Raw genomic sequence first — 26,207 nt, 5'->3', positions numbered from 1 at the left:
ATTTAAAACTATAAATTACAGGAGGTTGAATATGCCAAACTTATTTACAGAGGATACATACGAACAGGCAATTATAGAATTGTTCGAAAATATGGGCTATGATCACCTCTACGCTCCTGATTTGGATAGGGACTATTCCAGTCCATTGTTAGATTCTATTCTTAGGGATAGTTTGGTGCGTATCAACCGTGGTCTGCCTGTTGAAGCTATAGATGAAGCATTAGTTAAACTAAAGAATTTTGATACTGGAAGCTTATTGCAGAAGAATATGATATTTATGGATTATCTGCAGAATGGCATAACAGTTAAGTTTTTTGTGAAAGGTGAAGAACGTTCATCGATAGTACGCTTAGTTGATTTCGAAGATGATAAGAAGAACTCTTTTTATGTAGTAAATCAGTTTACATTTCTTGAGAACGGAAATAACCGTAGACCAGATGTTATTCTGTTTATAAATGGATTACCTTTGGTATTGATGGAACTTAAGAGTCCGGCCAAAGATGAGGTTGGAGCTGAGAACGCATATAATCAGATTCGTAATTATATGAAGGACATTCCTTCAATTTTCTATTACAACGCAATATGTGTAATAAGTGATTTATCTACTAATAAAGCTGGAACAATTACTTCTGGAATGGATCGCTTTATGGAGTGGAAGACAAAAGATGGTAATTATGAAGATACAGGTTTTGCAGGATTTGATATTTTCTACGAAGGAATGTTTCAAAAAGAGCGTTTGCTTGATATTTTAAAGAACTTTATTCTTTTTTCTGGAACAAGTACGAAAAGATTTAAGGTTCTTGCTGGTTATCATCAGTATTTTGCAGTTCGAAAGGCTATTGAGAAGGCAAAAGTAGCTACAAAGACAGATGGTAAAGGTGGAGTTTTCTGGCATACTCAGGGATCAGGCAAATCTTTGTCTATGGTTTTTTATGCGCATTTATTGCAGGAAGCCTTAGATAGTCCAACATTAGTAGTTATGACAGACCGTATTGATTTAGATGATCAGCTTTACTCTCAGTTTTCGCAGTGTGCCGACTTTTTGCGTCAGACTCCAGTTCAAGCGGAAAGTAAAGAGCATTTAAAGACGCTTCTCGATGGTAGAAGTGCAAATGGAATTATCTTTACAACTATGTTTAAGTTTGAACGTGGTGAAAAGCCTTTATCAGAACGAAGAAATATTGTAGTTATGGCTGATGAAGCGCATCGTGGTCAGTATGGATTTGATGAAAAAATTGTTATTTCTGAAAATGAAGACGGAGAAAAGGAAGCACGTACAGTAGTTGGTAATGCACGTGTAATTCATGATGCACTACCAAATGCTACTTTCATCGGATTTACGGGAACACCAATTTCTGCAAAAGATAGAAATACAAGAGAAGTTTTTGGTGATTATATTGATATTTATGATATGACTCAAGCAGTTGAAGATGGTGCGACTCGTCCGGTGTATTATGAAAGCCGTGTTGTTCAGTTAAAGCTTGATGAGAATACTTTGGCTCTTATAGATCAGACATATGATGTTTTAGAACAGCAATCAGATACCACAACTATTGAAAAAAGTAAAAAGATGCTTGGGCAGATGGAGAGTGTGCTTGGCGCAGACTCAACCATAGAATCACTTTGTAATGATATTGTTGAACACTATGAAAAGTATAGAGCAAATCTTCTTACAGGAAAGGCCATGATTGTCGCATATTCTAGACCGATAGCGATGAAGATCTACCGTCGTATTTTAGAAATGAGACCTAACTGGACTGAAAAAGTCGGTGTTGTAATGACAGGCGGTAATAACGATCCTGAGGATTGGAAAGAAATCATAGGTACTAAGTCACATAAAGAAGAGTTGGCAAGAAAATTCAAGGACAATGATGATCCTATGAAAATAGCTATTGTTGTTGATATGTGGCTTACAGGATTTGATGTGCCTTCCCTTGCTACGATGTATGTTTATAAGCCAATGCATGGGTATAACCTGATGCAGGCGATTGCACGTGTGAACCGCGTTTTTAAAGATAAAGAAGGCGGATTGATAGTAGATTACGTTGGTATTGCTTCTGCATTGAAAGCTGCTATGAAGGAATACACTAAGCGCGATCAGTCTAGATATGGGGATATGAATATTGCAAAGGTAGCATATCCGAAATTCCAGGAAAAATTACAGGTATGTAAGGATCTGTTATATGGCTTTGATTTTAGTGGTTTTATCGGTGGCTCACCGCTTACGATGGCAAAATTAATCAGTGGCGGAGTTAACTTTGTATTGGATGCAGGTGCTCCAGAGCGTAAAGATTTATTTTTAAAAGAAGCAATGCTTCTTAAACAGTCTCATTCATTATGCTCTAGTATGACCTCTGAAACAGAACGTCACGAGGCTGCCTTTATGGAGGCTATTCGCTCAACGGTAATTAAAATTACTTATGGTGGTACTGGTGGAAAGGCTTTGTCACTTAATGAGATTAATGATCAAATAAATGATTTGCTCAAGGCTGCAGTGCAGAGTGAAGGTGTAATTAATTTATTTGATAGCAGTAAGTCTGGAGGAGAAAATTTTAGCTTATTCGATCCAGCAGTATTAGACGAAATTTCTAGAATGAAAGAGAAAAATATTGCTGTTGAGATTTTGAAAAAACTAATGGCTGAGCAAGTGGCATTATATAAGAGAACTAATGTAGTACAGTCACAAAAGTTTTCCGAGAAAATTGCTCAATTAATGAATTCTTATTATAACGGTCTTATTACTAACGAAGAGGTTATAAAGGAATTGTTGAAGACAGCACAGGAGATCGCTGATTTATACAAAAATGGACAAAAACTTGGTCTATCACAGGAAGAGTTAGCATTTTATGATGCTTTGACTAAGCCAGAAAATATTAAAGACTTTTATGAGAATGATAAGCTAATTAATCTCACCAAAGAATTAACAGAGATGCTTCGTAAAAATAGAACGATAGACTGGCAGAAGAAGGAAACAGCAAGAGCATCTATGAGAAAGATGGTTAAGAGACTTCTTAAAAAGTATGATTATCCACCAGATGATTATGAGTTTGCAATAAGTACAGTGATTAGTCAGTGCGAACTCTGGACAGACAATGGAGATATGACCAGTTCTGAAGAAAAGAATAATATATATTCCTTTCGATCAGAGCCTGAGGTAGTAAGTATGGTTGCAGAGGAATCTATTCCATATGGTGTAAAGGAGTGAAGCGGGGGAAATGGACGCACGTAAAGGAAATATATACGAGATACTAAATGGAAACAAGCAGTTTTTGATTCCAGTTTATCAAAGATTTTATAGTTGGGATGTGGAACAGTGTAAGCGTCTTTGGAATGATATTGTTGAGATGCAGAAAAAAAACAAAACAGGACATTTTGTTGGTTCTATTGTAAATATAGCTGAACAAGCAATGCCAACAGGTGTACAAAAATATATGATTATTGATGGTCAGCAGAGAATGACAACGCTGACGTTATTGCTGTTGGCTTTAAGAAATTACGCTGTTGAAAATCCAGAAGATCAGACGATTAATGCTCATCGAATAGATGGAATGCTTTTGAAAAATGAATTCGAAACAGGAGATGAGAGATATAAGTTGTTACTGACAGAAACCGATAGGGATGTTTTGATTAATCTTGTTGAAAGCAAACCTATTGCAGATGGTGTTAGATCGAGAATATTGGATAACTATGCTTATTTTTCAAAGAGAATTGCAGAGAAAGAATTGTCTCCGGCAGAGATATATGAATCAATTGGTAAATTGCAGATTGTGAATATTACATTAGATAGATCTGTCGATGATGCGCAGGCTATTTTTGAAAGTCTAAATTCTACTGGTAAAGAGCTATCGGAATCTGATCTTATTAGAAATTATGTGTTGATGGGATTAGAACCTGTAGAACAGACATATGTATATGAGCATTTGTGGCGCCCTATGGAGCAATTATTTGTGTATGAAACACAAGATACGGTTATGGATGCATTTTTCCGTAATTATTTGACTATGAAAATAGCAAGAATTCCAAAGCAGGAGCGTGTTTATGAGGAGTTTAAGTTATATCATTTAAATTGTGAGTTTGCAACAATCCGAGAACTGTGTCAGGATTTATTTGAGTATGCAAAATATTACACAAATATAGTATTCAAGAGAAGTACAGATTCTAAGCTGAAACATTTGTATGAAGATATTGTTGATCTACGAATGGAGGTTTCATATCCCTTTTTGCTCAAGATTCACCATGACCATGCAGAAGGAATCATTAGTGATGAGGAACTTTATGAAATATTAAGATATTGCATAAGTTATGTATTCAGAAGAAGTATATGTGATATACCTACAAATTCGCTGAATAAGACGTTTGCAACCTTTAGGAATTCAATTCGTATGGATGATTACATGAATTCTGTGAAGGCATTTTTTATGCTTCAGGAAACGTACAAGGAATATCCAGATGATGATAAATTTGCTGAAGCATTTGTTGCACGTGATATCTATAATATGCGTGCAAGGAATTATATATTAAGCAGATTGGAGAATCATGAGAATAAGGCTCCAATTACTATTGAAAATTATACTATTGAACATATTATGCCTCAGAATAAGAACCTTTCTGTAGAGTGGCAGAATGATCTTGGAAGTGATTGGAAGGAAGTGCAAAAAAAGTATCTGCATACTATAGGAAATCTTACATTGACTGCGTATAACTCAGAAATGAGTGATAAACCATTCATAGAGAAATTAAATATGGAGGGTGGGTTTAAGCAAAGTGCGCTTAGACTTAATAAATATGTTGTTCTTCTTTCAGAATGGAATGAGAAACACATTAAGGAGAGGGCTAAGATCTTATGCGATGAGGCTGAAAAGATATGGCCTTATCCTGTATTGACAGATGCAGAACTTGAACCATATAAGTCAAAAGATAAACAGATCCCAAAGTATTCATTGGACACTTATGATATAAATGCATTTACAAGAATGCTTTTTGAAGCATTAGATAAGCGTATAAGGAACCTTTCTCCTGACGTTACACGTGAATTTAAAAAACTTTATGTGGCATATAAATTGGATACAAATTTTGTTGATGTTGTTATACAGAAACAGAGACTTCGTATTTCTGTGAATATGAAATTTGCAGATATTTATGATCCAAATGGTATCTGCAGAGACATTACAAATTTGGGCAGATGGGGAAATGGCGATGTTGAGCTTTATATGGAACATACATCTGATATAGATCAGGTTATGGAGATTATAGAGCAGTCATATAAAGCGCAAGCGGATGAATAATAAGTAGAAATATACTAAGTTCAAAGGCTTAAAAAATATTGCGATTGGAGGGTTATTGTGGCTGAAACGATGATTGAAATTAGTAACTGTAATAATATAGCTGAAGCAAAAATTTCAATAACAGAGAATACACTTAATATTAAATACGGATGCAATGGTACAGGAAAGTCTACAATTAGTGAGGCAATTAGATTAAAGTCGGAAGGGAACAGCTTAGAAGGCTTAAGACCATTTACGGATGAAGAAAACAATGACATAAATCCGGTTGTTAATGATATTCCGTTTACAAAGGTTAAAGTTTTTAATGAGGATTACATTAAGAAATATCTGTTCAAATCCGAAGGGATATTTGCAGATTCGTATAGTGTTTTATTACAATCAAAAGAATGTGAAGAATTAGCAAAAAAGATTTCAGATTTATTAAATGAGCTTCAGAGTAGCTTTAATGAGGAGGATTCAATTTCTGATTTAAGTAATATGTTATCCGAGTATATGTCTGTAGTTAATTATGCTTCAGGAAGTATTGCTAAACGAGGTGGACTCGGTGAATTTTTAAAGGGAAATGGTGCGGGGTTTGAGAAGCACCAAGAACTTGATGCTTATAAACCATTTTATGAGTCTGACATTGCAAGTGTCTCAAAATGGGCAGATTGGAGAACTTCTGGCATTAATCATATGAATGGTGATTCTTGTCCTTTTTGTACGAGTAACATGGATATGCCAGTTATTCAAAAACAGAATGAGACAATAAAAAAAGTATTTAAAAAATCAGCAATCAAAACAGCAACACAAGTTTTAGAATATCTAAAAAAGGGTATTGAAAAAGGTTATATCTCTAAAGATGCGGAGAAGGGGTTACTGGAATATCTGGGTGATGAAGATAAAGCTGATGAGCTTTATGCTGAATTGTCGCAATTAGCGGCTGAAACAGAATATTTGCAAAAAAAACTAAGGGCTATTTCTATTTTTAGACCAATGAATGTTACTCATGATCAGTTGACGGAAATAGAAAAGAGTTTAAAGAGTATGCAGATAGATAGAAATATCTTGCAAAAATACTATACGACTGATTTGATGGGTAACTCAGTTGATGCTATTAATGCAAAAATAGAGGAATTACTTAGTAAATCAGGACAATTAAAAGGGTTGTTTTTTCAACATGAATCTAAACTTAAAAAATTGATTGATGATAGAAAAGATGATATCAATGCCTTCTTTACGCTTGCAGGATTTCCTTATAAGTTTGAAATCAAAGAAGATGGTGAAAGAAAGGCGAATACATATTTAATTCCCTTTGGAAAAGAAAAAGCTGTTTCTGAACCTGACAGTCATTTGAGTTGGGGCGAAAGAAATGCATTTGCTCTTGTTATGTTTATCTTTGATGCAATTAGTGAAAATGCTGACTTAATAGTATTGGATGATCCTATAGCGGCTTTTGATAATAATAAAAAATTCGCTGTTGTCAGAAGAATGTTTGATAATCAACAGGAGGTTACTTTTAGAGATAAAACAGTTTTAATGCTTACCCATGATTTACAGCCTGTAATTGATTATATACATGGAAGCTTTTTTAAGGCATATGGATTAACCACTCCCGTTAGAGCTGATTTCATCTCAAATGAAAATGGAGTAATTAAAGAACAAGCTATAGAAGATATTGATTTGTTAAATACTGTTGTTTTAACAGAGCATTTTGCAAAAGACGAAGACAAACCGTTGTTTGTAAGAATTGTAAATTATCGTAAATATTATGAGCTTACTACAAGCGGATTCAAAGAGTCAGCTTGTTATGATATTTTATCCAATCTTATCCATGGAAGAAGTATTCCGGAAGATGGGCAGAAACAACCTATGCCACAGAATCTAATTGATCAGGGAATGCTAGAAATTAGTAAATATATGCCTGGATATACATATGAAAAAATGATTGAAGAACTTAAGAGTTCCAATCTGATTAAAGAAGTAAGTGAAAATAGTAATATGTATTATAGAATCCTTGCTATTAGGTTGTTATTTGAAAGGGAAAAAACTCTACTTCAGCAGTTGAAAAAAGAATATCCTGGAGCTTGCAAGTTTTTAAATGAGACAAATCATATTGAAAATGATTATGTTTTCCAATTGAATCCTGAAAAGTATTTTGCAATTCCTGAAGTATATGTTAATGAGATTAGGGATTTCATAGATAAACATGGAGTTATAGCATAGCAAATAGTGACTATGGATGAAACGCATCAAAAGGGAAATTTAGTGACGATGTTGGAGGATAAAACTCTTATATATCTTCCGCAGTTGCTTTACAATATTAAATATTCATCATGGTCATATGAAAAGGAGTATAGGTGTATCATTGCTTCGACTGCAAATGGGATGCCTTTCATTGATGCAAAGCCAAAAGCGATTTATATTGGAAGAGATTGTTCTGATAAGAATGCTGATTGTTTGTTTGATATAGCAGACGAGCATGAAGCTAAAATTTATAAAATGGGTTTTGATGATTGTATTGACAGTTATGAACTTTATTACTATGAATTTTACAAATGATACATAAAATCTACTTAGCAAGAAAGAATTTTATTATCGGTTGTGAGATTATTTATTTTTTAAATAATAACATGTATAAAAACAGCAGAAGATGCTGCAAGGATTGTATCAGCAATTCAAATTATTATGGCTATGAATCAATAACATATAGATTACAAATACCGAAAATATGGAAGGAGCTGGTTTATATATGACAATTGAAGAAATGAAAGAGCTTCTTACGAAGGATGAGAAAATTACAGTCGAATATAAGGCTTGCCAGAACGGGATACATGATGATGTGTACGAGACTGTGTGTTCATTTTCTAACAGGTATGGTGGCTATATTATCATGGGTGTTGAGGATGGTGGAAAGCCGATAGGTATTAACAAGAAGCTGATTAAGGATATGAAGAAGAACTTTGTTAATCAGCTTAATAACCCAGATAAAATGTCACCCACCTTGTATCTGTCTATAGAAGAGATTGAATACGAGGGAATGACTTTGCTATGGGTTTTTGTGCCACCAACATCAACTGTGGAAAAATGTGCAAACAGAATTTACGATCGTAATGAAGATGGCGATATGGATATTACGGATTCGCCTATTCAGTTGCAGAATTTGTATAACAGAAAAAGTAACACTTATGCTGAGAGAAAAATATTTCCTTATGTTACAACAGCAGATTTAAGATTGGATTTGCTAGAAAAGGTAAGAAATCTGGCAAAGAGTAAAAAGCCGGATCATCATTGGCTTGAGTTATCAGATGAAGATTTACTTAAAAGTGCTGGATTATGGGAAAAGGATTTTTCTTCAGGTATGGAAGGATACAATCTTGCCGCAGTGTTGCTTTTAGGTAAAGATGAGGTGATTAATTCTTGTTGCCCTGGGTATGTTACTGATGCTCTTTACAGAGTAGAGAATATGGATCGTTATGATGACAGGCTGTTAGTCACAACTAATCTTATAGAAGCTTATGATCTTTTAATGGAATTTGTAGCAAAGCATACCTCGGATAAATTTCACTTAATAAATAACGTTAATACAAGCGTTAGAGATTTGATAGCTAGAGAGGTGATTGGCAATATTCTTGTACACAGAGATTATTCCAGCGCTTATCCGGCAAAGGTAATTATTGAAAAGGATTGGCTAAAAACGGAAAATTGGTGTATTCCAAGAAGACACGGAAATATTATGCAGGACGAGTTTCAGCCGTATCCGAAGAACCCTATTATTCAAAGATTTTTTGCTAATATAGGTAGAACTGATACGATTGGTTCCGGCGTGATTAATTTATATAAATATACTCCGATTTTTTCCGATGGCGGAAAGCCTGAGCTGTTTGAAGACGATGTTTTTAAGATTACTATTCCTTTGAATAAGGAAGCGGCTAAAGAGGCTAGCGATGAAAAGAAGTTATCAGATAGAGAACAGGCCATTTATAATTTGATATGTGAGAATAAACATTTGACTGTAGAGCAGGTTATGGCTGAGTTTGATATTTCAAGGGCAACAGTATTTAGAGACTATGCTAAGATAAAGAAAATCACAGGTGCTGTTTATGATAAAAATGAATCTGTGTGGAAATTATAATACTGAGTCTCATATCAGTTTCATCAAAATGAGACTATGTATTAATTGAAAAATGCTGAAATGGTGGGATTTATATAGGAAAGTCTCATTGCAGTCTCACCATAGTCTCACTAAGTCTCATACGTAAATGAGACTTTATGAGACTTAGTTATAAAATCTATATATGAGACCTAAAACAAAACAGCAAAAAATATAAGTGCCTGTTCATATGTTTGGACGGGTCGTAAGCGCAAAATAATCCGGCGGGATATTGCTACCCACCTAATTATTTAGCGCTTACGATACACAGGAGCAGATGGCAAGCGCCATGAGCACGTCTGCGAAAAGCTTAGGGATGCAAGAGAGTATGTAAAAATGGCAATCTTGAGAAAAGAGGTTTTGTTGACATCGATGTAGAACAAATCACAGTGGATGAATGGTTTGAGTTCTGGATGAATACATGTCTCAGATGTTTTTTTGAGAGAGGGAATGCAGATTTTCGAGATGGAAGACAAATAGAATACCCAGGGTAGAGAAATAAATAGAAATGTGGTAATATACAAAAGGTTTTCACCAATGCATCACCAATTTTTGAAAACGCGGAAAGTACTGTAAACACAGGAATTTTCCAGTGTGAAGAAAACAAATTGGTGACGAAATTGTGACAGACCTTTTGTATTTTTGTTGAAAACACAGTAAAATCAATACTTTTAGAAGGAGATATATATAAAATGAAACTAGGAATCGAGACGCCCCTCGATTGTCACGTTTCGTCACATATCGTTACATAACCAGTTATTTAGCGCATCTCCGAAATTGCCTATTTCACGTAATTTAACATAAAATCACATAGATTTACACCAATTGGTGTAAGACAGGCGTTTTTGGGGCGTAGAAACTAAAAATTCGGCATCATCACGCGGGTAGTCCTAGGGCTACTAATTTCACCAACTTTTTTACATAAAGAGCAGTTGTTCTTAAACAAGAATGACGCCTCTTTATCTTTTACTTGATGAGAAACATGAACTCCATAATAGAGAGATGCATATCAGTGGCAAGTTTTTACAGGGTCACGATGACCCGATAAATGACCCGATAAAATTGGAAAGAAGGGAGCAGCAAATTATAGATTTGCTTCGTCAGAGATCTGATATGACAAGAAAAGAGATGGGAGATAAACTTGGCTGCTCTGAAGCTACTGTTAAAAGAGAACTACAAAAGCTGATTGAAAAGGGCGTAGTAAAGAGAGTGGGCTCAAATAAAAAAGGTGAATGGGTTTTAGTAAATTTTAAATAACGAATTTAGATTATCAGAGAAGCGACTAAGTAGGGAAAATCCCCCTATTTTGCACGATTTTAATGGTTATTTAATAAATACGAAAAATTGTGAATGATATAATTAGATGTTGTATTGTTTCGTAGTATTTCGATATGAGGGGTAAAACATGAGTACAATAATTGATAGATTGCAGGAGTTTACTGAAAAGAAACCTAACGCTGCGATTCTTTTTGATGATGTCTATTCAAAGGGTTTGACCTATGCCATGTTTGATGACATGACAGGTCGTGTATATGCCTGGATGAAGAAGAAGGGACTGGGAAAAGAGGATTTTGTATTGATAAACCTCCCCAGAGGTGTTCAACCTGTAATAGCCATGGTGGGTGTATGGAAGGCAGGCGCAGCATGGGCGCTTGTTGAAGATACCTATGCCCCTGAAAGAATCGAGTATATTAAAAAGGACTGCGGCTGTAAGGCAGAGATAAATGGCAGCAACTGGGAAGAGATTATGACAGAAAATCCGATTCCCGGCCACGTTGATCCTGATCCCCATGATATTGCATATGCTATTTACACCTCAGGTACAACAGGAAATCCTAAGGGCGTTATTCATGAGTATGGTAATCTGCAGAGAGCAATTGATTCAATTAAAGTTGATGGCAAAGCTTCTTTCAATGAAAATGACAGGCTTGCAACTCTTGCGCCTATGAACTTTGTTGCCACGGTCATAGTTATTCTGGCCTGCCTGAACGTATTCTGCGGCAAAAACTATATCGTTTCTTATGCTGTAATTAAAAATCCTACGGCTCTCGCAAAGTTTTTCCTGACAAAGCGTATAACAATAACCTTCCTTACACCGTCCTATGCAAGGAAGCTTGGTGGACAGACAGGACCTTTCCTTCGAATGCTGTTTGTAGGAAGTGAGCCTGCCAATAACCTTTATCTTAAAAATCTTGATGTTATCAATATCTACGCAGCAAGTGAAAGTGGCTATGCGGTAGGTTTCTTCCCTATCGACAAGTCATATGAAACATGCCCCATCGGTCAGCCTATGGTAGATACCAAGATTGTTCTCCTTGACGAAGATGGCAATGAGGTTGCTGAGGGAGAAACCGGTGAGCTTTGCTTTGAAGATCCTTATGTTCGAGGATATATCAATTTGCCCGAAGAGACTGAAAAGCACTTTGTAAATGGTTTCTATCACTCAGGCGATCTGGCAAGAAAAGATGAAAACGGTAACCTTATTCTGCTTGGCAGAAGCGGCGACATGATCAAGATTAACGGCAACAGAATCGAGCCTGCGGAAATAGAAGCGGCCATCAAGCAGGTGCTTGGCATCGACTGGGTAGCTGCCCGCGGATTTGATTTGAATGACAAGAGCTTCCTGTGCGCATACTATACAGCAGATATTCAGGTAGATACAGAGAGTCTCAGACAGGAGCTTATGAAGCGTCTGCCTTATTACATGATTCCTGCATATTACATGAAGATTGATTCTGTACCCATGAAGGCAAACGGCAAGATGGACAGAAATGGTCTGCCTGCTCCGGATATCAGCGACTTCATGAGTGATTATGTTGAGCCTAATAATGAAGTTGAGAAGAATCTCTGTGAAAAGATGGCACAGGTACTTAAGCTATCCCGTGTGGGCATAAATGACGACTTTTACGAGATGGGTGGAGATTCCCTGACATCTATCGAGCTTATTACAGCATGTGAGGAAGTCCTTCCGGGACTGAATGCGGGCATGGTATTCAGAGGAAGAACTCCTGAGAAAATTGCTAAGCTCTATGAGGATCAGTTTAACAATGAAGAGGGTAACCCCGATGAGCTTAATGCACTTTCCATGGAAAGCCCGCATCTTCTTACAGCTGAGCAGCTGTACATGATCGACTATCAGCTCTATACTCCGGATTCTACCATGTATAATCTGTTCTCTCTTATGAAGCTTGATAAGGAGATGATAGAAGCAGAAAAGCTCTGTGAAGTCATGGAGACTGCGATCAAGGCTCATCCTGCTCTTCTTACTACATTTGACTACAACGAAGATGGTGATTTTATTCAGAGATATACGCCTGATATTTTCCAGCCTATTACAGTGGAGAAGCTTTCCGAGTTTGAGTTTAAGTATGTCAGGGATTCCTTGGTTTATCCCTTCAAGCTTATAGGCGGTAAAATGTACAGAGCCCGTATCTTTGAGACAGAGAAAGCGCTGTATTCTTTCTTCGATGTTCACCATTCACTTTTTGATGGAACAAGTCTTAAAGTTTTCCTTGAAGGTGTAGGAAAAGCATTTATGGAAATACCCATAGATCCTGATTACTATTACCTGATGCTCAAACGCAGAGAGGATGCTGTTAATAATCCGTTCTATGAGGAGGCAAGGAAATATTTTGAGGATAAATATGACAATGTGGAATGGTCATGTTATCCCAATATTGATCAGAACAGCCGTGAAAATGAAATGGGCGAACTGATGGCTTCTTTGGAAATTGAGCAGCCTCAGATGAGCGCCGTTGAGAGAGAGTACAAGATCAGCAGAAATGAGTTCTTCATAACTGTTGCGGCTCTTGCAATTTCAATTTACAACAACGCTCCGAATGTTAAGCTTAGCTGGATATATAACGGACGTGAGGATATGCAGAATATGACCACAGTTGGTCTGTTGTTCAGAGATCTGCCTATAGGTATCCGCTTCAATGACGACGAAACTCTGCGTAATGTTTTTGCTGATGTCCACGAGCAGGTTCAAAAGGGAATAGAATACAGCTGCTATCCTTATGTAGATCTTCATAATCAGGTAGCTAACGGTGAATCTGCATATTTGCTGTATCAGCAGGATATCCGTGATATGAGTGGAATGGACGGATTTAATATCGAGACAGTTGACGTGCGACAGAACCAGGCTGCATCTCAGACCATTCTTGATATGGAGATTCTGGATGGCTCAGATGGTCTTCAGCTTATGATAGACTATGCAGCAAGCCGCTATGAAAATGAGAGTATTGAAAAATTTGAGCAGATATACATTAAACTGGCTCAGACCATGGTGACCCATAATTCTCAGCAGGATATCACTATCCGTGAGATTAAGGCTAAGATTAAGGACGAGAAGAATATCTTCGATATCGTAAAGGGTATCTTCAGTAGAAAGGTATAATTTATGGATCAGGAACAGGAACTCTCTCAGGACTTTACTTTATGGTCTTTTCTGAAATTTATTGCGCCCAGTATTTTTGTATTTGTGTTTATAGCTGTTTATCAGACGGTTGATGGTCTTTTCATTAAGATGTTTATCGGAGAGCTGGCTATATCAGCCATCAATCTGTATTATCCTATTATTTCGCTGGTTATTGCAGCCGGAGTCATGATCGGCACCGGTGGCAATGCCATGATAGTTAAGAAGGTAGGAGAGGGTAAACGAAAAGAGGCAGGCGAGACCTTTTCAAGAGTAATGGTCTTTACAATTCTTATAGGTGTTATTTTTACAGTAATAAGTCTTGTTTTTGCTGACCCGATCATGAGGCTCTGCGGAGCAACAGAAGGAACTATTGAATATCTTCGCCCGTATTACATAGGGCTTAGCACTTTTTCAATTGCAATTATCATGCAGACAGAGCTGGGCATTCTTATTATTGGCGAGGGTAAAACCGTTGTAGCAGCAGTTGTTATCATGGTAGGCGGAGTATTAAACTGCGTTCTTGACTATGTGTTCATGAAATGGTTTAACATGGGCATACATGGTGCTGCCATAGCTACGGTGATCGGTTACTGCATCACTATCGTATATGCTGTATGGTTTTATATTATTACCAAGCAGAGCTCATACAAGCTGGAGCTGGCAAAGCCTGACCTGAAAGAAATGGGAGAAATCTGCTTTAACGGTTCCTCCGATATGGTATCCAACCTGGCGCAGGGTGTCACAGTGCTTATTAGTAATCACCTGGCCTTTCGATGCTATGGTGAGATAGGAATCAGTGCTCTTACAATAATTACCTACCTGCAAACACTTATCATGATGGTGTTCATGGGTCTGACATCGGCAGTTGAACCTGTTTTTTCATTTCACTACGGAAGCGGAAATACTGAGATGAGAAAGAAGGTTTATAAACTCAGCATGACCTGGTGCATTCTGATCGGAGTGGCCTGCTGCGTATTGTTATTTGCTGTGAAAAATCCGGTGATATCGGTGTTCTTTGAACCCGGGACAGAGCTCTATGAGATTTGTCAGGCAGGATATTTACTTTCACTTCCCGGCTGCCTGTTTGTAGGAATAAATGTCTTTGGATCAGGTCTTTTTACCGCTTTTTCAAATGGCCTTGTATCCGGAATGCTTTCATTCGTAAGAACATTTCTCATTCTGGTAGCGTGTCTGTATGGACTGACAGCACTTCTTGGAGGAACAGGCTTGTGGATAGCGTGGCCTGCTTCAGAGGTTATAAGCCTTATTGTTACTATGCTTACGCTAAAGCGTTTCAGAGCAAGGTATGAGTACTGATTGGATATGGCTTTAGATTTTATGTAAGTAGGAAAATTAGATAAATGCTGGCTGTTATCCCCGTAATCAACACGAATATAGTTGATTGCGGGGATTTTTGTTAGGTATAATGATTTTTAATGGTGCCTTGGAGCATGCTGGATGAAGATGATGACATGATGATAATTACGAGGTGAGAAAAATTATGAATTACAGATTAGGAAGACTTGAAGATGTAGAAGAAATCAGTAAGATGGTGGATTCAGCCAAGGTGCTGATGTCCTCTCAGGGGATTGAGCAGTGGGATGAGATATATCCTGCAAAGGAAGATTTTGAGGACGATATTGAGAAAAAGACGTTATATGTAGTGATGGATGATGATTCTAATACAGAAAGCGGATTTACTGAATCTGACGGCGATGTGACAGAGACCAACCTTGCAGCGATTTATGTGATCAGCACAGAGTGCGATGATGCCTACGAGAATGGCAGCTGGGAGTACGATAACGCGTGCATAATCCATAGACTATGCGTGTCACCGGATTATCAGAATAAGGGCATTGGAAAAAAGCTCCTTAATAAAATCGAGGATCAGCTGGCAGACATGGGCTTTGATTCAGTAAGGCTCGATGTTTTTTCAGAAAATCCCTTTGCCTTAAGGCTCTATGAAAATAATGGCTACGAGAAGCGCGGTCACGCAGACTGGAGAAAAGGCAGATTCTACCTAATGGAGAAGAAGATCGGCTAAGGATGGAAGTGGGCCGGAAAAGATAGATGGCAGATGAAGGTTTTTGGATGATGAATATGCTTGAAGCATTTTTGCATAATCCTCATCGCTATACTGATTATATAATCCAGCTTTCGCATCAGTGGTAAATTGAACTGCGGGGTTATCAATAATCAGTCGAGATGAGATATTATGGAGATTGGTTGGGGCTTCTCCTACGCTGGGCATGATGTGAATATGTGCTGGCAAAAAATCTTTGTCTAAACTGTATTTTAACCACATTCAAGATGCCCTCCTCCCGAGTTTGAATATTATTTTTATTTGCTCATTACACAAATCATAATTGAAATGTCCGTGATACTTATTGAGCATACTTTCTTCGGATAAGCTATCAGAAAAGATACAAGTAAATAACTGTGGGAACAGAATGCGATATAGATAGTAAGCAGACAAAATATCTTTTTCTTTGTCAGAACCAGAGATTAGCCATTTGCACGTTTTATCCTGGGCTTGATACATTTCGATAATAGGATTTATGTGAAATAGAATAGAATCAGCATATCTGCTTATTAAATCATATTCAGACAAATTAAAACCTTACATTCTTTTGGTGGGCTTTTGAAAATCAATATATTACTCGCACACCAGTTACAAAGAATGGTGTTAAGATGCCGATACAGGTAAAAAAAGAAATAGATTTCTTTACTATTGATGAGCAAAGAGCATTTATAAGTGTTGCAAAGGACTATGCAAATTATCCGCAGTTTAGACTGATTCTGGAGACGGGGATGAGAACGTCTGAACTGATTGGGCTTCAGTGGAAAAATGTCGATTTTGAAAAGAAAGAGATACATATTAGAAGGACACTTGAATACCGTTATAGCTTGAAAAAATGGACATGGGGGCCGCCAAAAACAAATCATGGAATCCGCATAATTAAGATGACTGAAAAGGCATATGAAATCTTAATGGCTGTTAAAAATGGACACAGCAATATTAATGACAGAACACCTGAAGAATTTAAAGATATTGTATTTTTGAATAGAACGGGCTTTCCTACTAAAAATAGCACATATGATGCAGCTTTTGCAGAAGATGTGTGAAAAGGCGGGAATAAAAGTTCTCTCAATGCATGATTTGAGGCATACATTTGCTACGAGATTTTGTGAGATGAGCAAAGATTATAAGAGGCTTTCTAAAATCCTTGGACATAGCAGTATTAAGGTCACTGTTGATACTTATGTGCATGAAAGTGAGGAGACAATTGTTGAAGTAACAGAAAAGTTTTCTTCTTATATGAAATGCTTGAATTTTGATTGATTTACGATAAGATATATTAGGACACGAAAAGAATAGTAGAAAAGTTGCAATAATAGTTGCAAAACGAATGTTGGCAACTTTGAAATACTGATATTTAGAGGAAAGAAGGAAATTTATATGAAACTAGGAATCGAAAGACTTCTCCTTAATCACGTATAATTACATAAGGTCACGCGAGCCGTTATTTCGCGATAGTTTGGAAACTTAAATTACACGTTTCGCTACATAAATTCACATTAGAAAATGGCAGTTGGTGTAGGCCTGGTGTAGCGTTGGTGTAGATACTGTTAACCGGACATCATCACGCAGGATATTTGAATATGGATTTTACATAAAGAGCAGTTGTTCTTAAAGAGAATGACTGCTCTTTTTCTACGCCCAAAACCGGGCACGACCATTATTCAATTCATAGGAGGACACATGATGAATTACGAAGAGTTCAAGGAAAATCTTGCAAATGATGTAAAAGAGCAGATGGAGTCAAAATTTGGCTCTGAGGTCACGGTTGAAACCAGAACAGTTGAGAAGATGAATGAGACTTACGATGCACTCACAGTAAAACCTGAGGATAGCATTATCGGGGTGAATCTCAATATTACAAATCTTTATAAGGAGTATGAGGATGGAAAGGACTTTGACAGCCTAGTGAACGGAGCTGCGGAGGTAGCAGAGAATGCGCTTAGCAACAAGCCTGACTTCAACCTGGATGCTATTAGTAACTATGACATGATGAAGGATAAACTTGCCATAGAAGTGGTTTCAGCTGAAAGAAACAAGGGAATGCTTGAGACTGTTCCTCATAAAGAAATAGAGGACATGGCTGTAGTTTACAGATTTATTGTTGGAGAAAATGGTCCTGCAGGAGTTGGATCAATCCTTGTGACAAATCAGATGCTTGATAACTATGGTGTTTCAGCAGATCAGCTTCATCATGATGCTATCAGAAATGCTCCTGAGATCAGACCTCTGGTGATAGAGGGAATGGCAGAGGTTCTTGCCAAGCAGATGGGCATTGAAGATCTTGAAATGCTTGGCTTTAATATTCCACCTGAACAGGAGCAGATGTTTGTGGCTTCTGTTGAAGGCAATATTCATGGTGCAGGTGTACTCGCTTACCAGGACTTTATGGATAAGGCTGCTGAAAGAGCCGGAGGAAGCTTTTTTATATTGCCCAGCAGCATTCATGAGGTCCTTATAATTCCAGACAATGGCAAATTTGATACAGCAAGCCTTGAGCAGATGGTCAGAGAGGTCAATGCCACAACAGTAGATATTGCTGATCAGCTCACTGACAACGTATACCATTATGATGCAGAGGAGAAGGTTTTTGAACTTGCGGAAAAGTTTGAGGACAGAGTAGCTGCAAAGGAAGCAGATATATCCAAGGGAACCAAGGCAAAGGAAATCTCCAAGCCTCACAAAGATCGTGGAGGCGAAGCAATCTGATGGAAAAATATGCGGAGGATAAGCCCTGGAACTGTAAATATTGTTTCTGGGGAACTAAGAAAGGGGAATGTACCAGAGATGAGTGCTATTACCTGATAAAAGAAGAGAAAAAGCCGCGTTTTAAGTGTAAAGATGACTGTCCTTACGGATCGCACTGGCCATGTATTGGCTGGTGCACCCGTAAGTTACTTGAGGGAAAGAGGAATTGATATACCATGGCTGATTTTGAATATTTCTATGGACAGGAAGCTGATCTGTTCAGTTTTATAAGAGTGCCCAAGCTATTGTTTACGGATGAAAGGTTTAAAGACCTGAGTAGCGATGCCAAAATTCTGTATGGTCTTCTGCTCGACAGGATGAGCCTTTCAGTGGAGAAGCGCTGGTTTGATAAATATGGCAGGGTGTTCATCATATATACGATTGCTGAGATTGTCAGCACTTTAGGATGTGCAAACACAAAGGCTTGCAACACGTTGAAACAGCTTATAGAGGCTGGCCTTGTTGAAAAAGAGAACAAAGGTCAGGGAAAAGCTCAGCTGATATATGTAAAAAAGATCCTGAAAGACTACTCAGGTCACAGAGAAAAGCATTCTAATTATAAGAATTCTCAAAACCAGAATTCTGAAAAGCAGAATTCTCACAATGATAGCTCTAGAATTCCAGAAAGCAGAACCGTAGAGATCTCAAAATCGGAATGTATTAATACTGAGAATAATAATACTGATTTTAGTAATACTGACATAAATAATATCTCATCTAATCTTATCAGGATATATCCACCTGCATCCATGAGCAAAGACGATGGGATGAGAAGAGATGAGAGAAGAAATGATTCATTGTCTGATATTGCAAAAACCAAAAATGAAGTCCTGTCAAACATTGAGGCAGGATCACTATATCAGAGATTCCCCCATAACGCAGAGCTGGTAGATCAGATAGCTGCGCTGATAACTGATGTAATATCGGGCGATGCCGGATACTATGTCATAGGTGGAGTCAAAAAGAATCCGGAACTTGTGAAGGAACAGTTCAGAAATATCAATTACAGCCATGTAGCATATGTCATCGATTCATTAAAACGAAATACCACAGAGATACGCAATGTAAGACAGTATCTGATCACAGCACTTTATAACGCACCGTTAACCATAGATGCCCACTACGAGTCACAGGTAAACCATGACTTGAAAAGCGGCATCTTTTTAAATTGTGAGGAAGAGACAGATGAGCAAAGGAACAGTTTACGCCCTTGTCAACCAGAAAGGCGGGACAGGGAAGACTCAGAGTACAGAGAATATAGGAATTGGGATGGCGAATGAAGGGAGAAAGGTACTCCTGGTGGACCTCGACCCGCAGGCAAGTCTGACCATAAGCCTTGGCTATCCCATGACAGATGACATTTTTGTTACTGTGACAGATATCATGAGCAATGTGCTTCAGGAGATACCGAATGGCCCTGAAGAAGGTATCATTCACCATGCTGAAGGAATAGATCTGCTTCCGGCCAATATATCATTGGCTGCAATGGAGGTATCACTTGTAAATGCCCTTGGAAGGGAGAGAATCCTGAAAGAATACCTTGATGGGATAAAACACAGATATGATGCAGTTCTTGTGGATTGTAATCCTTCACTGGGTATGCTGACCATAAATGCCATGACAGCAGCAGACAGACTTATTGTACCCATGCAGGCACAGTATTTATCTGCTAAAGGACTGGAGGCACTTCTTCAAACTGTCAGCAAAGTCAAGAAACAGTTGAACCCAGGTCTGAAGATCGATGGGGTTCTTCTGACTATGGTTGATGGCAGGACCAATTATTCCAAGGAAATAAGTGAGCTTATAAGAAATGTTTATGGAGGAAAAATCAAAGTGTATGACACTGAGATACCACAGTCGGTACGTGCTGCTGAGATAAGTGCAGCCGGAAGGAGTATATATATCCACGATCCCAAAGGAAAAGTAGCTGATGCATATAGAAAACTCACGAAGGAGGTGCTGAAAAATGCCGAAGTTGCGCGGAAACATTCAGCTTTCGAGTTATGATGATATTTTTGGCGGGACTACGGCATCGTCCGCACAGTCACTGGAAGAAGGAGCAGAACAAGTTCAGGATATTCCCATATCTAATCTGCATCCATTTAAGGACCATCCCTTTAAGGTTGTGGATGATGAGGCGATGGATAAAACTGTGGAGAGCATCAAAGAGTTTGGGGTACTCACTCCGGCAATTGTACGACCGAGAGATGAGGGTGGATATGAAATTGTGTCAGGTAACAGAAGATGTCATGCTTCGAAGATTGCTGGCAAAGAAACGCTCCAATGCATTGTAAGAGATCTTGATGATGATTCCGCGGTGATTTTGATGGTGGATGCTAATTTACAGAGGGAGGAGCTTCTGCCAAGCGAGAAGGCAAAAGCCTTTAAAATGAAGCTTGATGCAGTGAGAAGAAAAGCTGGGAGACCGGCAAAAGAAAATTCGTGCCAAATTGGCACACATTTAAGATCGGATCAGATTGTTGCTCAGGAGGCAGGGGAAAGTGCCAGACAAGTTCAGAGATATATCAGTCTTACTAATCTGATCCCGGAAATCCTGGATATGGTCGATAACAGGCAGATAGGATTTAACCCTGCCGTGGAGTTGTCATATCTTGATGAGTCACAACAAAGACAGCTTCTTGAAGCAATGGACTTTTCTCAGTCGATACCGTCTTTGTCGCAGGCTCAGAGAATTAAGAAATTGGCAGTTGATGAAGGGATAACACAGGAGACTATGAACGTGATCATGTCAGAAGAGAAGAAGTCAGATGTGGACAGAGTAACAATAAAGAATGATGTTCTCAGGAAGTATTTCCCGAAGTCATATACTCCTAAACAGATGGAGGAAACAATTGTGAAACTTTTGGAGCAGTGGCAAAAAAAGCGTACTCGAGAACAAAATCTTAGTTAAAAGGCATGGCAGTAGATTAAAAGTCTACTGCTTTTTGCTTTGAAAGGGGGGATTCTTATGCAGGAGGAGGTAGAAAGAGAGGCCATAAATCTGGCAGTTTCTTCAACTAAGTTATCATGGAGGCTTATAGTAGGGGCTGTCAGAGCATATATAAATCACAGAAGACAAAAACAGATGATGGGGCCAAAGCGTTATAGAGGTAAGCAAACAGTCAAACAGCTTCTCAGTCAGGACCAGGGTGCAACCAGTATGCTTGTCGGGGACGAGGGTATAAAGGATTTTCAGCGCATTGCAAAAAGATATGGTGTGGATTTTGCTATTACAAAAGATAAATCTGTGGACCCTCCAAAGTACACGGTATTTTTTAAGGCAAAAGATCTTGATGCACTGGAAGCAGTCATGAATGAGTTTGAGGAGAGAAAAGCTTTTAAGAAAGAACGTCCAAGTGTTCTTCATCAGCTTGATATATACAAGGAAAAAGCGAAAGAGCAGATTGTAAAGGCAAAAATACGAGTAAAGGAGATGGTCAGATGACAAACAACCACAAACGTCTTATCATTCTCAACATTCCGTATGTAGTAGCGGGGCTTGTCGGAACCAATTTTGGAGAAGCGTGGCGGCTGGCATCGGGAGCAGATGTGAGCGCAAAGATAGGTTCCCTGATGAACACAATTCCTGTAGCTTTATCCAATTTTCTTCCCAGCTTTAAGCCTTTTGATCTTATAGTTGGCATTGTAATAGGTGTCATATTTAAACTGGCAGTGGTTCTCAAAGGAAAGAACGCTAAAAAATTTAGGCATGGTGCTGAGTATGGAACAGCCCGTTGGGGAAAAACGCAGGACATAGAACCATTTATCAATCCTATATTTCAGGATAACGTTATCCTGACTCAGACAGAGCGGCTTACAATGGAGAGCAGGCCAAAGGAACCGAAGTATGCCAGAAACAAGAACGTACTTGTTGTCGGAGGTTCCGGATCAGGTAAAACGAGGTTCTTTCTCTTGCCAAACCTGTTACAGATGCACAGTTCCTATGTAATAACAGATCCTAAAGGGGACCTTGTCCTTAAGACAGGGACAATGTTAAAAAAGCATGGTTATGATGTAAAAGTCTTCAATACCATTAACTTCAGAAAAAGTATGCATTACAATCCGCTGCGCTATATCCATTCTGAGAAGGATATCCTAAAGCTTGTGAATGCACTTATATCGAACACCAAAGGGGAGGGAAAATCAGGTGATGAATTTTGGACTAAAGCCGAGACACTTCTTTATACTGCCTATATTGGCTATATTTATTATGTTGCTCCATATGAGGAGCAGAACTTCAACACTCTACTTGAGCTTATAAATGCTTCCGATGTCAGGGAAGATGATGAAGACTATATGAGTCCTGTGGATATGCTCTTTAGGGACCTTGAAAGAAAAGATCCAAATCATTTTGCTGTGAGGCAATATAAAAAGTTCAAGATAGCTGCCGGTAAGACCATGAAATCAGTGCTCATAAGCTGCGGCGCAAGACTGGCTGCTTTTGATATAGCAGAACTTCGAGAGATTACTGCTTATGATGAGCTTGATCTTGATACTTTGGGAGACAGGAAGACAGCGCTTTTCCTTATCATGAGTGATACTGACAGCACTTTCAATTTTCTGATAGCACTTATCTACAGTCAGATGTTTAATCTCCTGTGTGAGAAAGCAGATGATGTCTATGGCGGAAAGCTCCCGGTTCATGTGCGCTGCCTTATTGATGAGATGGCAAATATCGGCCAAATTCCCAATCTGGAGAAGCTGGTTGCAACAATCCGAAGCCGTGAAATAAGTGCATGCCTTATCCTGCAGGCAAAGTCTCAGCTCAAGGCAATTTATAAGGATAATGCAGACACTATAGTTGGCAATATGGATTCACAGCTATTTCTTGGAGGTACAGAGCAGACAACGCTAAAAGACCTTAGTCAGATTTTGGGGAAGGAGACTATAGACACGTATAACACCGGAGAGAGTAAAGGAAATAATCCATCTTATTCAATGAACTATCAGAAGACAGGGAAGGATCTCATGACAATGGATGAACTTGCTGTTATGGACGGTGGTAAGTGTATCTTGCAGCTTAGAGGTGTAAGACCATTTCTTTCTGATAAGTATGATGTTACTCAGCATCCTCACTACAAGGAAACTGCGGAATATAACAAAAAGAATCTATATGACATTGAAAAGAACCTTAATCCAAAGATTTCTCTTAAAGACGAGGAAATATATGATGTTGTTGAGATATGACAAATATGGCAGAGTAAAAAACTTACTCTGCCAAACACTCATTTCTTTTTATTCGCCTGCCATTTTGTCAAAACATCCTCAAGTTTTTTAAAGTCTAAACATCTTTTACGGAGATTGTTATTGGCTTTGTCAGAATTTATCATTTGATATAGCTTATTAGCCTTTTTGACAATTGCATCCTGATTCTTTTGAATCCAATCAAGTTCGTTGGCACAAAGGTTTTTATAGGCTTTTGTTTCTGGAGAATCGTTTTTGTTGATTTTTATATTCATTTTCTTGACTAAGGTATTATCGACTGGAATCATATTATTGAAGTTCATAACACCGATAAGTTTCTCGTCATGAAAAATCCTTGTAAAATCAATATCGTTTTTCATAGTGAGGTGCTTTGGTTTGGGATGATCTAAAGGGATACAGTATTGATGTTCACCACATATTACTACTACACCAACAAATGGTCTGTTGCTTTTATGGATTTGTGGTGAAACTGATTGTACTCTGTCATCGGCAGAATGGAGATTACGGACATATTTCATATCCATGGTGTAAAGATAAAGCTTTTCTTGATTCATATTCCTCCAAAATATAAGAAGGCTGCAACAAATGCAGCCCTCATTCGCTTCCACTTAACGGTAGGATTCACCACTTTAATAGCTCCCACTCAACAGTAGGGTTCACTGCTTTTATAGCTCCCACTCACAGTAGGGTTCACTGCTAAGTTTAGATTATCATAAATCGTATTTATGTCAATATGACTTTGGGAAATTTCATAGATTTCACAGATTATTTACATAGGCCAGCAAAGGCCGGAGACGTCCGGTACTTACTGGTCTATTTCTATGCCTAAAATCAGGTGCACATGAAGAAGGGGCATAACGAAACTATCAATCATTTTAAATCAGAGAAAGGAGAGTAGTCCGAAAATTATGCGGTTTTTGGATGAAGGAAGGTAGATGAAGACAGAGGTAAGGATGAAGGTAAGAATATGAAGGTAGAGTATGAGCTGCAGGTTTCGGGCGTGGGTTACCCTATAGAGTATGTCAGAGAAGGAATCAGCTATCCGCTGATGCTGTATTCAGGAGGCTACTGCCTCGCGGTTATGGCCATTTCTGCTGCTTTATCGCATGGGTACCCAGTGACATCATGGCATTCTTTAATTCAGCAGTCGGAGTTTTACAGACACTTGTAGTAGCACTTGGCGCCGGTCTTGGCGTATGGGGAGTCATCAACCTCATGGAGGGGTATGGTAATGACAACCCTGGAGCTAAGAGCCAGGGAATGAAGCAGCTGATGGCGGGAGGTGGAGTTGCCCTCATCGGAACACAGCTCATTCCTCTTCTTTCTGGTCTTTTTTGATCTGAGAAAAAAGCGCGACCTGCCGCGCGATAGCAAGTAGCAGGACTGAAAACTTCATATTGTCCGGGGCTGGCTTCACACCAGCCCCATTATTAAAGCAAAGGAGCAAGATTTATGGACAGAGTTATAGAAGAATTGACCTCCTGGCTTAAGTCTTTACTTGTTGATGGGGTTATGAGTGTTATAGAAGGCATGTTCCAGAGTGTTAATAACCAGGTCGGTGATATCACATCTCAGGTGGCAACAACACCATCTGCATTTCAGCCTGCAGTCTTTAACATGATCAGGAACCTGTCAGAGACGGTGATAATGCCAATAGCGGGAATGATACTTACATTCATTGCCTGCTATGAGCTCATTCAGCTTGTCATAGCACATAATAACCTAGCTAACTTTGAAACGTGGATATTCTTTAAATGGATCTTTAAGACATATGTGGCAGTAATGATGATAACTCACTGCTTTGATATAACCATGGCGGTATTTGATGTTGCCCAGCATGTTGTAAATAACAGCGGAGGCCTTATATCTGCCTCAACTGCGATAGATGATTCAGCTCTTTCATCCATGAGAGCTACTGTTGAGGCCATGGACATGGCAGCCATATTTGGACTGTTCTTTCAGGTACTGTTTGTGAGCATTGCAACGCAGATCATATCGGCATTCATCTTCGTGGTCATATATGGGAGAATGCTGGAAATATATCTGTCAATCAGCCTTGCACCTATTCCGTTTGCGACATTTGGAAACAGGGAACAGAGCCAGATAGGGCAGAACTATCTAAGAGGGCTGTTTGCACTTGGCTTCCAGGGATTTCTTATCATGGTATGTCTTGCCATCTACGCAGTGATGATACAGTCTGTAGCATTTTCGTCTGATATTGTCGGATCTATGTGGGCAGTCCTGGGGTACACAGTTCTTTTGTGCTATTCGCTATTAAAGACCAGCTCACTCTCAAAGAGTATCTTCAATGCCAGATAAACAGGGGGTTACAGGAGT

At 38.5% G+C, this 26,207-nt stretch carries 22 protein-coding genes; 20 read left to right on the top strand and 2 right to left on the bottom strand.

Annotated elements, in window-relative coordinates; all coding sequences use genetic code 11:
* Window positions 1-31 precede the first annotated feature (31 nt).
* The 9 genes from BM146_RS14210 (at window position 32) to BM146_RS14165 (ending at window position 15,881) form a co-directional block, all read left to right on the top strand.
* Complete coding sequence (locus tag BM146_RS14210; RefSeq protein ID WP_074890447.1) at window positions 32-3,205, top strand: type I restriction endonuclease subunit R; 3,174 nt, start codon at window positions 32-34, stop codon at window positions 3,203-3,205.
* 10 nt (window positions 3,206-3,215) lie between these two features.
* Window positions 3,216-5,285: a DUF262 and DUF1524 domain-containing protein gene (locus BM146_RS14205; protein WP_074890445.1), complete on the top strand. Its 2,070-nt coding sequence runs from the start codon at window positions 3,216-3,218 to the stop codon at window positions 5,283-5,285.
* Between the two features lie 57 nt (window positions 5,286-5,342).
* Window positions 5,343-7,490: an ATP-binding protein gene (locus BM146_RS14200; RefSeq protein WP_074890443.1), complete on the top strand. Its 2,148-nt coding sequence runs from the start codon at window positions 5,343-5,345 to the stop codon at window positions 7,488-7,490.
* Between the two features lie 12 nt (window positions 7,491-7,502).
* On the top strand, window positions 7,503-7,826 hold the full coding sequence (locus BM146_RS14195) for a hypothetical protein (protein WP_143087494.1): 324 nt from the start codon (window positions 7,503-7,505) through the stop codon (window positions 7,824-7,826).
* Window positions 7,827-8,016: 190 nt separating this feature from the next.
* Window positions 8,017-9,399 carry an AlbA family DNA-binding domain-containing protein gene (locus BM146_RS14185; protein ID WP_074890437.1) on the top strand — a complete coding sequence of 461 codons (1,383 nt, stop codon included), beginning with the start codon at window positions 8,017-8,019 and terminating at the stop codon, window positions 9,397-9,399.
* 966 nt (window positions 9,400-10,365) lie between these two features.
* Window positions 10,366-10,674 (top strand): HTH domain-containing protein, encoded by a 309-nt coding sequence (locus BM146_RS19040; protein ID WP_083413569.1) that lies wholly within the window; start codon window positions 10,366-10,368, stop codon window positions 10,672-10,674.
* Window positions 10,675-10,822: 148 nt separating this feature from the next.
* Window positions 10,823-13,816, top strand: a complete 2,994-nt coding sequence (locus tag BM146_RS14175) for an AMP-binding protein (RefSeq protein ID WP_074890434.1) — start codon at window positions 10,823-10,825, stop codon at window positions 13,814-13,816.
* Between the two features lie 3 nt (window positions 13,817-13,819).
* Window positions 13,820-15,154, top strand: a complete 1,335-nt coding sequence (locus BM146_RS14170; RefSeq protein ID WP_074890431.1) for an MATE family efflux transporter — start codon at window positions 13,820-13,822, stop codon at window positions 15,152-15,154.
* Window positions 15,155-15,338: 184 nt separating this feature from the next.
* Complete coding sequence (locus BM146_RS14165; RefSeq protein WP_074890428.1) at window positions 15,339-15,881, top strand: GNAT family N-acetyltransferase; 543 nt, start codon at window positions 15,339-15,341, stop codon at window positions 15,879-15,881.
* Here the strand turns inward: BM146_RS14165 and BM146_RS14160 are convergent.
* The gene (locus BM146_RS14160) at window positions 15,858-16,142 is read right to left on the bottom strand and encodes a hypothetical protein (RefSeq protein WP_074890426.1); all 285 of its coding nucleotides are present in this window, start codon (window positions 16,140-16,142) and stop codon (window positions 15,858-15,860) included. The genes BM146_RS14165 and BM146_RS14160 overlap by 24 nt on opposite strands.
* Before the next feature lie 386 nt (window positions 16,143-16,528).
* Here BM146_RS14160 and BM146_RS14155 point away from each other — a divergent pair, with 386 nt between their 5' ends.
* From BM146_RS14155 to BM146_RS14115, 9 genes are all read left to right on the top strand, one after another.
* The gene (locus BM146_RS14155) at window positions 16,529-16,963 is read left to right on the top strand and encodes a site-specific integrase (protein ID WP_074890424.1); all 435 of its coding nucleotides are present in this window, start codon (window positions 16,529-16,531) and stop codon (window positions 16,961-16,963) included.
* A complete protein-coding gene (locus tag BM146_RS14150) occupies window positions 16,935-17,180 on the top strand; it encodes a tyrosine-type recombinase/integrase (RefSeq protein ID WP_083413568.1) in 246 nt (81 codons plus the stop codon). Before BM146_RS14155 ends, BM146_RS14150 begins: the two co-directional genes overlap by 29 nt.
* Before the next feature lie 420 nt (window positions 17,181-17,600).
* Complete coding sequence (locus BM146_RS14145; RefSeq protein ID WP_177201679.1) at window positions 17,601-18,626, top strand: DUF5688 family protein; 1,026 nt, start codon at window positions 17,601-17,603, stop codon at window positions 18,624-18,626.
* Complete coding sequence (locus BM146_RS14140) at window positions 18,626-18,835, top strand: hypothetical protein (RefSeq protein ID WP_074890417.1); 210 nt, start codon at window positions 18,626-18,628, stop codon at window positions 18,833-18,835. The genes BM146_RS14145 and BM146_RS14140 overlap by 1 nt, the downstream gene beginning before the upstream one ends.
* A 6-nt stretch (window positions 18,836-18,841) precedes the next feature.
* The gene (locus BM146_RS14135) at window positions 18,842-19,945 is read left to right on the top strand and encodes a replication initiator protein A (protein WP_074890414.1); all 1,104 of its coding nucleotides are present in this window, start codon (window positions 18,842-18,844) and stop codon (window positions 19,943-19,945) included.
* Window positions 19,851-20,672, top strand: a complete 822-nt coding sequence (locus BM146_RS14130; protein ID WP_074890412.1) for a ParA family protein — start codon at window positions 19,851-19,853, stop codon at window positions 20,670-20,672. The genes BM146_RS14135 and BM146_RS14130 overlap by 95 nt, the downstream gene beginning before the upstream one ends.
* On the top strand, window positions 20,632-21,576 hold the full coding sequence (locus tag BM146_RS14125; RefSeq protein WP_074890410.1) for a ParB/RepB/Spo0J family partition protein: 945 nt from the start codon (window positions 20,632-20,634) through the stop codon (window positions 21,574-21,576). The genes BM146_RS14130 and BM146_RS14125 overlap by 41 nt, the downstream gene beginning before the upstream one ends.
* A gap of 57 nt (window positions 21,577-21,633) precedes the next feature.
* Entirely contained in the window at window positions 21,634-22,110 is a 477-nt protein-coding gene (locus BM146_RS14120; RefSeq protein WP_074890408.1) for a PcfB family protein, read from the top strand.
* Window positions 22,107-23,852, top strand: a complete 1,746-nt coding sequence (locus BM146_RS14115) for a VirD4-like conjugal transfer protein, CD1115 family (RefSeq protein ID WP_074890405.1) — start codon at window positions 22,107-22,109, stop codon at window positions 23,850-23,852. Before BM146_RS14120 ends, BM146_RS14115 begins: the two co-directional genes overlap by 4 nt.
* Before the next feature lie 38 nt (window positions 23,853-23,890).
* Here the strand turns inward: BM146_RS14115 and BM146_RS14110 are convergent, their stop codons facing one another.
* Window positions 23,891-24,424 (bottom strand): type III toxin-antitoxin system ToxN/AbiQ family toxin, encoded by a 534-nt coding sequence (locus BM146_RS14110; RefSeq protein WP_074890403.1) that lies wholly within the window; start codon window positions 24,422-24,424, stop codon window positions 23,891-23,893.
* Between the two features lie 571 nt (window positions 24,425-24,995).
* On the opposite strand from BM146_RS14110, the gene BM146_RS14105 reads away from it, so the two are divergent.
* Together BM146_RS14105 and BM146_RS14100 are read left to right on the top strand one after the other, a co-directional pair.
* Window positions 24,996-25,208: a Maff2 family mobile element protein gene (locus tag BM146_RS14105; protein WP_026494149.1), complete on the top strand. Its 213-nt coding sequence runs from the start codon at window positions 24,996-24,998 to the stop codon at window positions 25,206-25,208.
* Between the two features lie 114 nt (window positions 25,209-25,322).
* Entirely contained in the window at window positions 25,323-26,189 is an 867-nt protein-coding gene (locus tag BM146_RS14100; RefSeq protein ID WP_074890401.1) for a VirB6/TrbL-like conjugal transfer protein, CD1112 family, read from the top strand.
* The last annotated feature ends 18 nt before the right edge of the window (window positions 26,190-26,207 follow it).

The organism is Butyrivibrio proteoclasticus, from assembly GCF_900115735.1.
GTDB lineage: Bacteria > Bacillota > Clostridia > Lachnospirales > Lachnospiraceae > Butyrivibrio > Butyrivibrio proteoclasticus_B.
Note: the sequence above shows the minus strand (reverse complement) of the source record. Positions and strands in the feature narration are given on the sequence as shown.

Coding starts and splice junctions, on each gene's coding strand:
- BM146_RS14210 (WP_074890447.1), top strand. CDS start 32: ATGCCAAACTTATTTACAGAGGATACATACGAACAGGCAATTATAGAA.
- BM146_RS14205 (WP_074890445.1), top strand. CDS start 3,216: ATGGACGCACGTAAAGGAAATATATACGAGATACTAAATGGAAACAAG.
- BM146_RS14195 (WP_143087494.1), top strand. CDS start 7,503: ATGGATGAAACGCATCAAAAGGGAAATTTAGTGACGATGTTGGAGGAT.
- BM146_RS14185 (WP_074890437.1), top strand. CDS start 8,017: ATGACAATTGAAGAAATGAAAGAGCTTCTTACGAAGGATGAGAAAATT.
- BM146_RS19040 (WP_083413569.1), top strand. CDS start 10,366: ATGACGCCTCTTTATCTTTTACTTGATGAGAAACATGAACTCCATAAT.
- BM146_RS14175 (WP_074890434.1), top strand. CDS start 10,823: ATGAGTACAATAATTGATAGATTGCAGGAGTTTACTGAAAAGAAACCT.
- BM146_RS14170 (WP_074890431.1), top strand. CDS start 13,820: ATGGATCAGGAACAGGAACTCTCTCAGGACTTTACTTTATGGTCTTTT.
- BM146_RS14165 (WP_074890428.1), top strand. CDS start 15,339: ATGAATTACAGATTAGGAAGACTTGAAGATGTAGAAGAAATCAGTAAG.
- BM146_RS14160 (WP_074890426.1), bottom strand. CDS start 16,142: ATGTGGTTAAAATACAGTTTAGACAAAGATTTTTTGCCAGCACATATT.
- BM146_RS14155 (WP_074890424.1), top strand. CDS start 16,529: ATGCCGATACAGGTAAAAAAAGAAATAGATTTCTTTACTATTGATGAG.
- BM146_RS14150 (WP_083413568.1), top strand. CDS start 16,935: ATGATGCAGCTTTTGCAGAAGATGTGTGAAAAGGCGGGAATAAAAGTT.
- BM146_RS14145 (WP_177201679.1), top strand. CDS start 17,601: ATGATGAATTACGAAGAGTTCAAGGAAAATCTTGCAAATGATGTAAAA.
- BM146_RS14140 (WP_074890417.1), top strand. CDS start 18,626: ATGGAAAAATATGCGGAGGATAAGCCCTGGAACTGTAAATATTGTTTC.
- BM146_RS14135 (WP_074890414.1), top strand. CDS start 18,842: ATGGCTGATTTTGAATATTTCTATGGACAGGAAGCTGATCTGTTCAGT.
- BM146_RS14130 (WP_074890412.1), top strand. CDS start 19,851: ATGAGCAAAGGAACAGTTTACGCCCTTGTCAACCAGAAAGGCGGGACA.
- BM146_RS14125 (WP_074890410.1), top strand. CDS start 20,632: ATGCCGAAGTTGCGCGGAAACATTCAGCTTTCGAGTTATGATGATATT.
- BM146_RS14120 (WP_074890408.1), top strand. CDS start 21,634: ATGCAGGAGGAGGTAGAAAGAGAGGCCATAAATCTGGCAGTTTCTTCA.
- BM146_RS14115 (WP_074890405.1), top strand. CDS start 22,107: ATGACAAACAACCACAAACGTCTTATCATTCTCAACATTCCGTATGTA.
- BM146_RS14110 (WP_074890403.1), bottom strand. CDS start 24,424: ATGAATCAAGAAAAGCTTTATCTTTACACCATGGATATGAAATATGTC.
- BM146_RS14105 (WP_026494149.1), top strand. CDS start 24,996: ATGGCATTCTTTAATTCAGCAGTCGGAGTTTTACAGACACTTGTAGTA.
- BM146_RS14100 (WP_074890401.1), top strand. CDS start 25,323: ATGGACAGAGTTATAGAAGAATTGACCTCCTGGCTTAAGTCTTTACTT.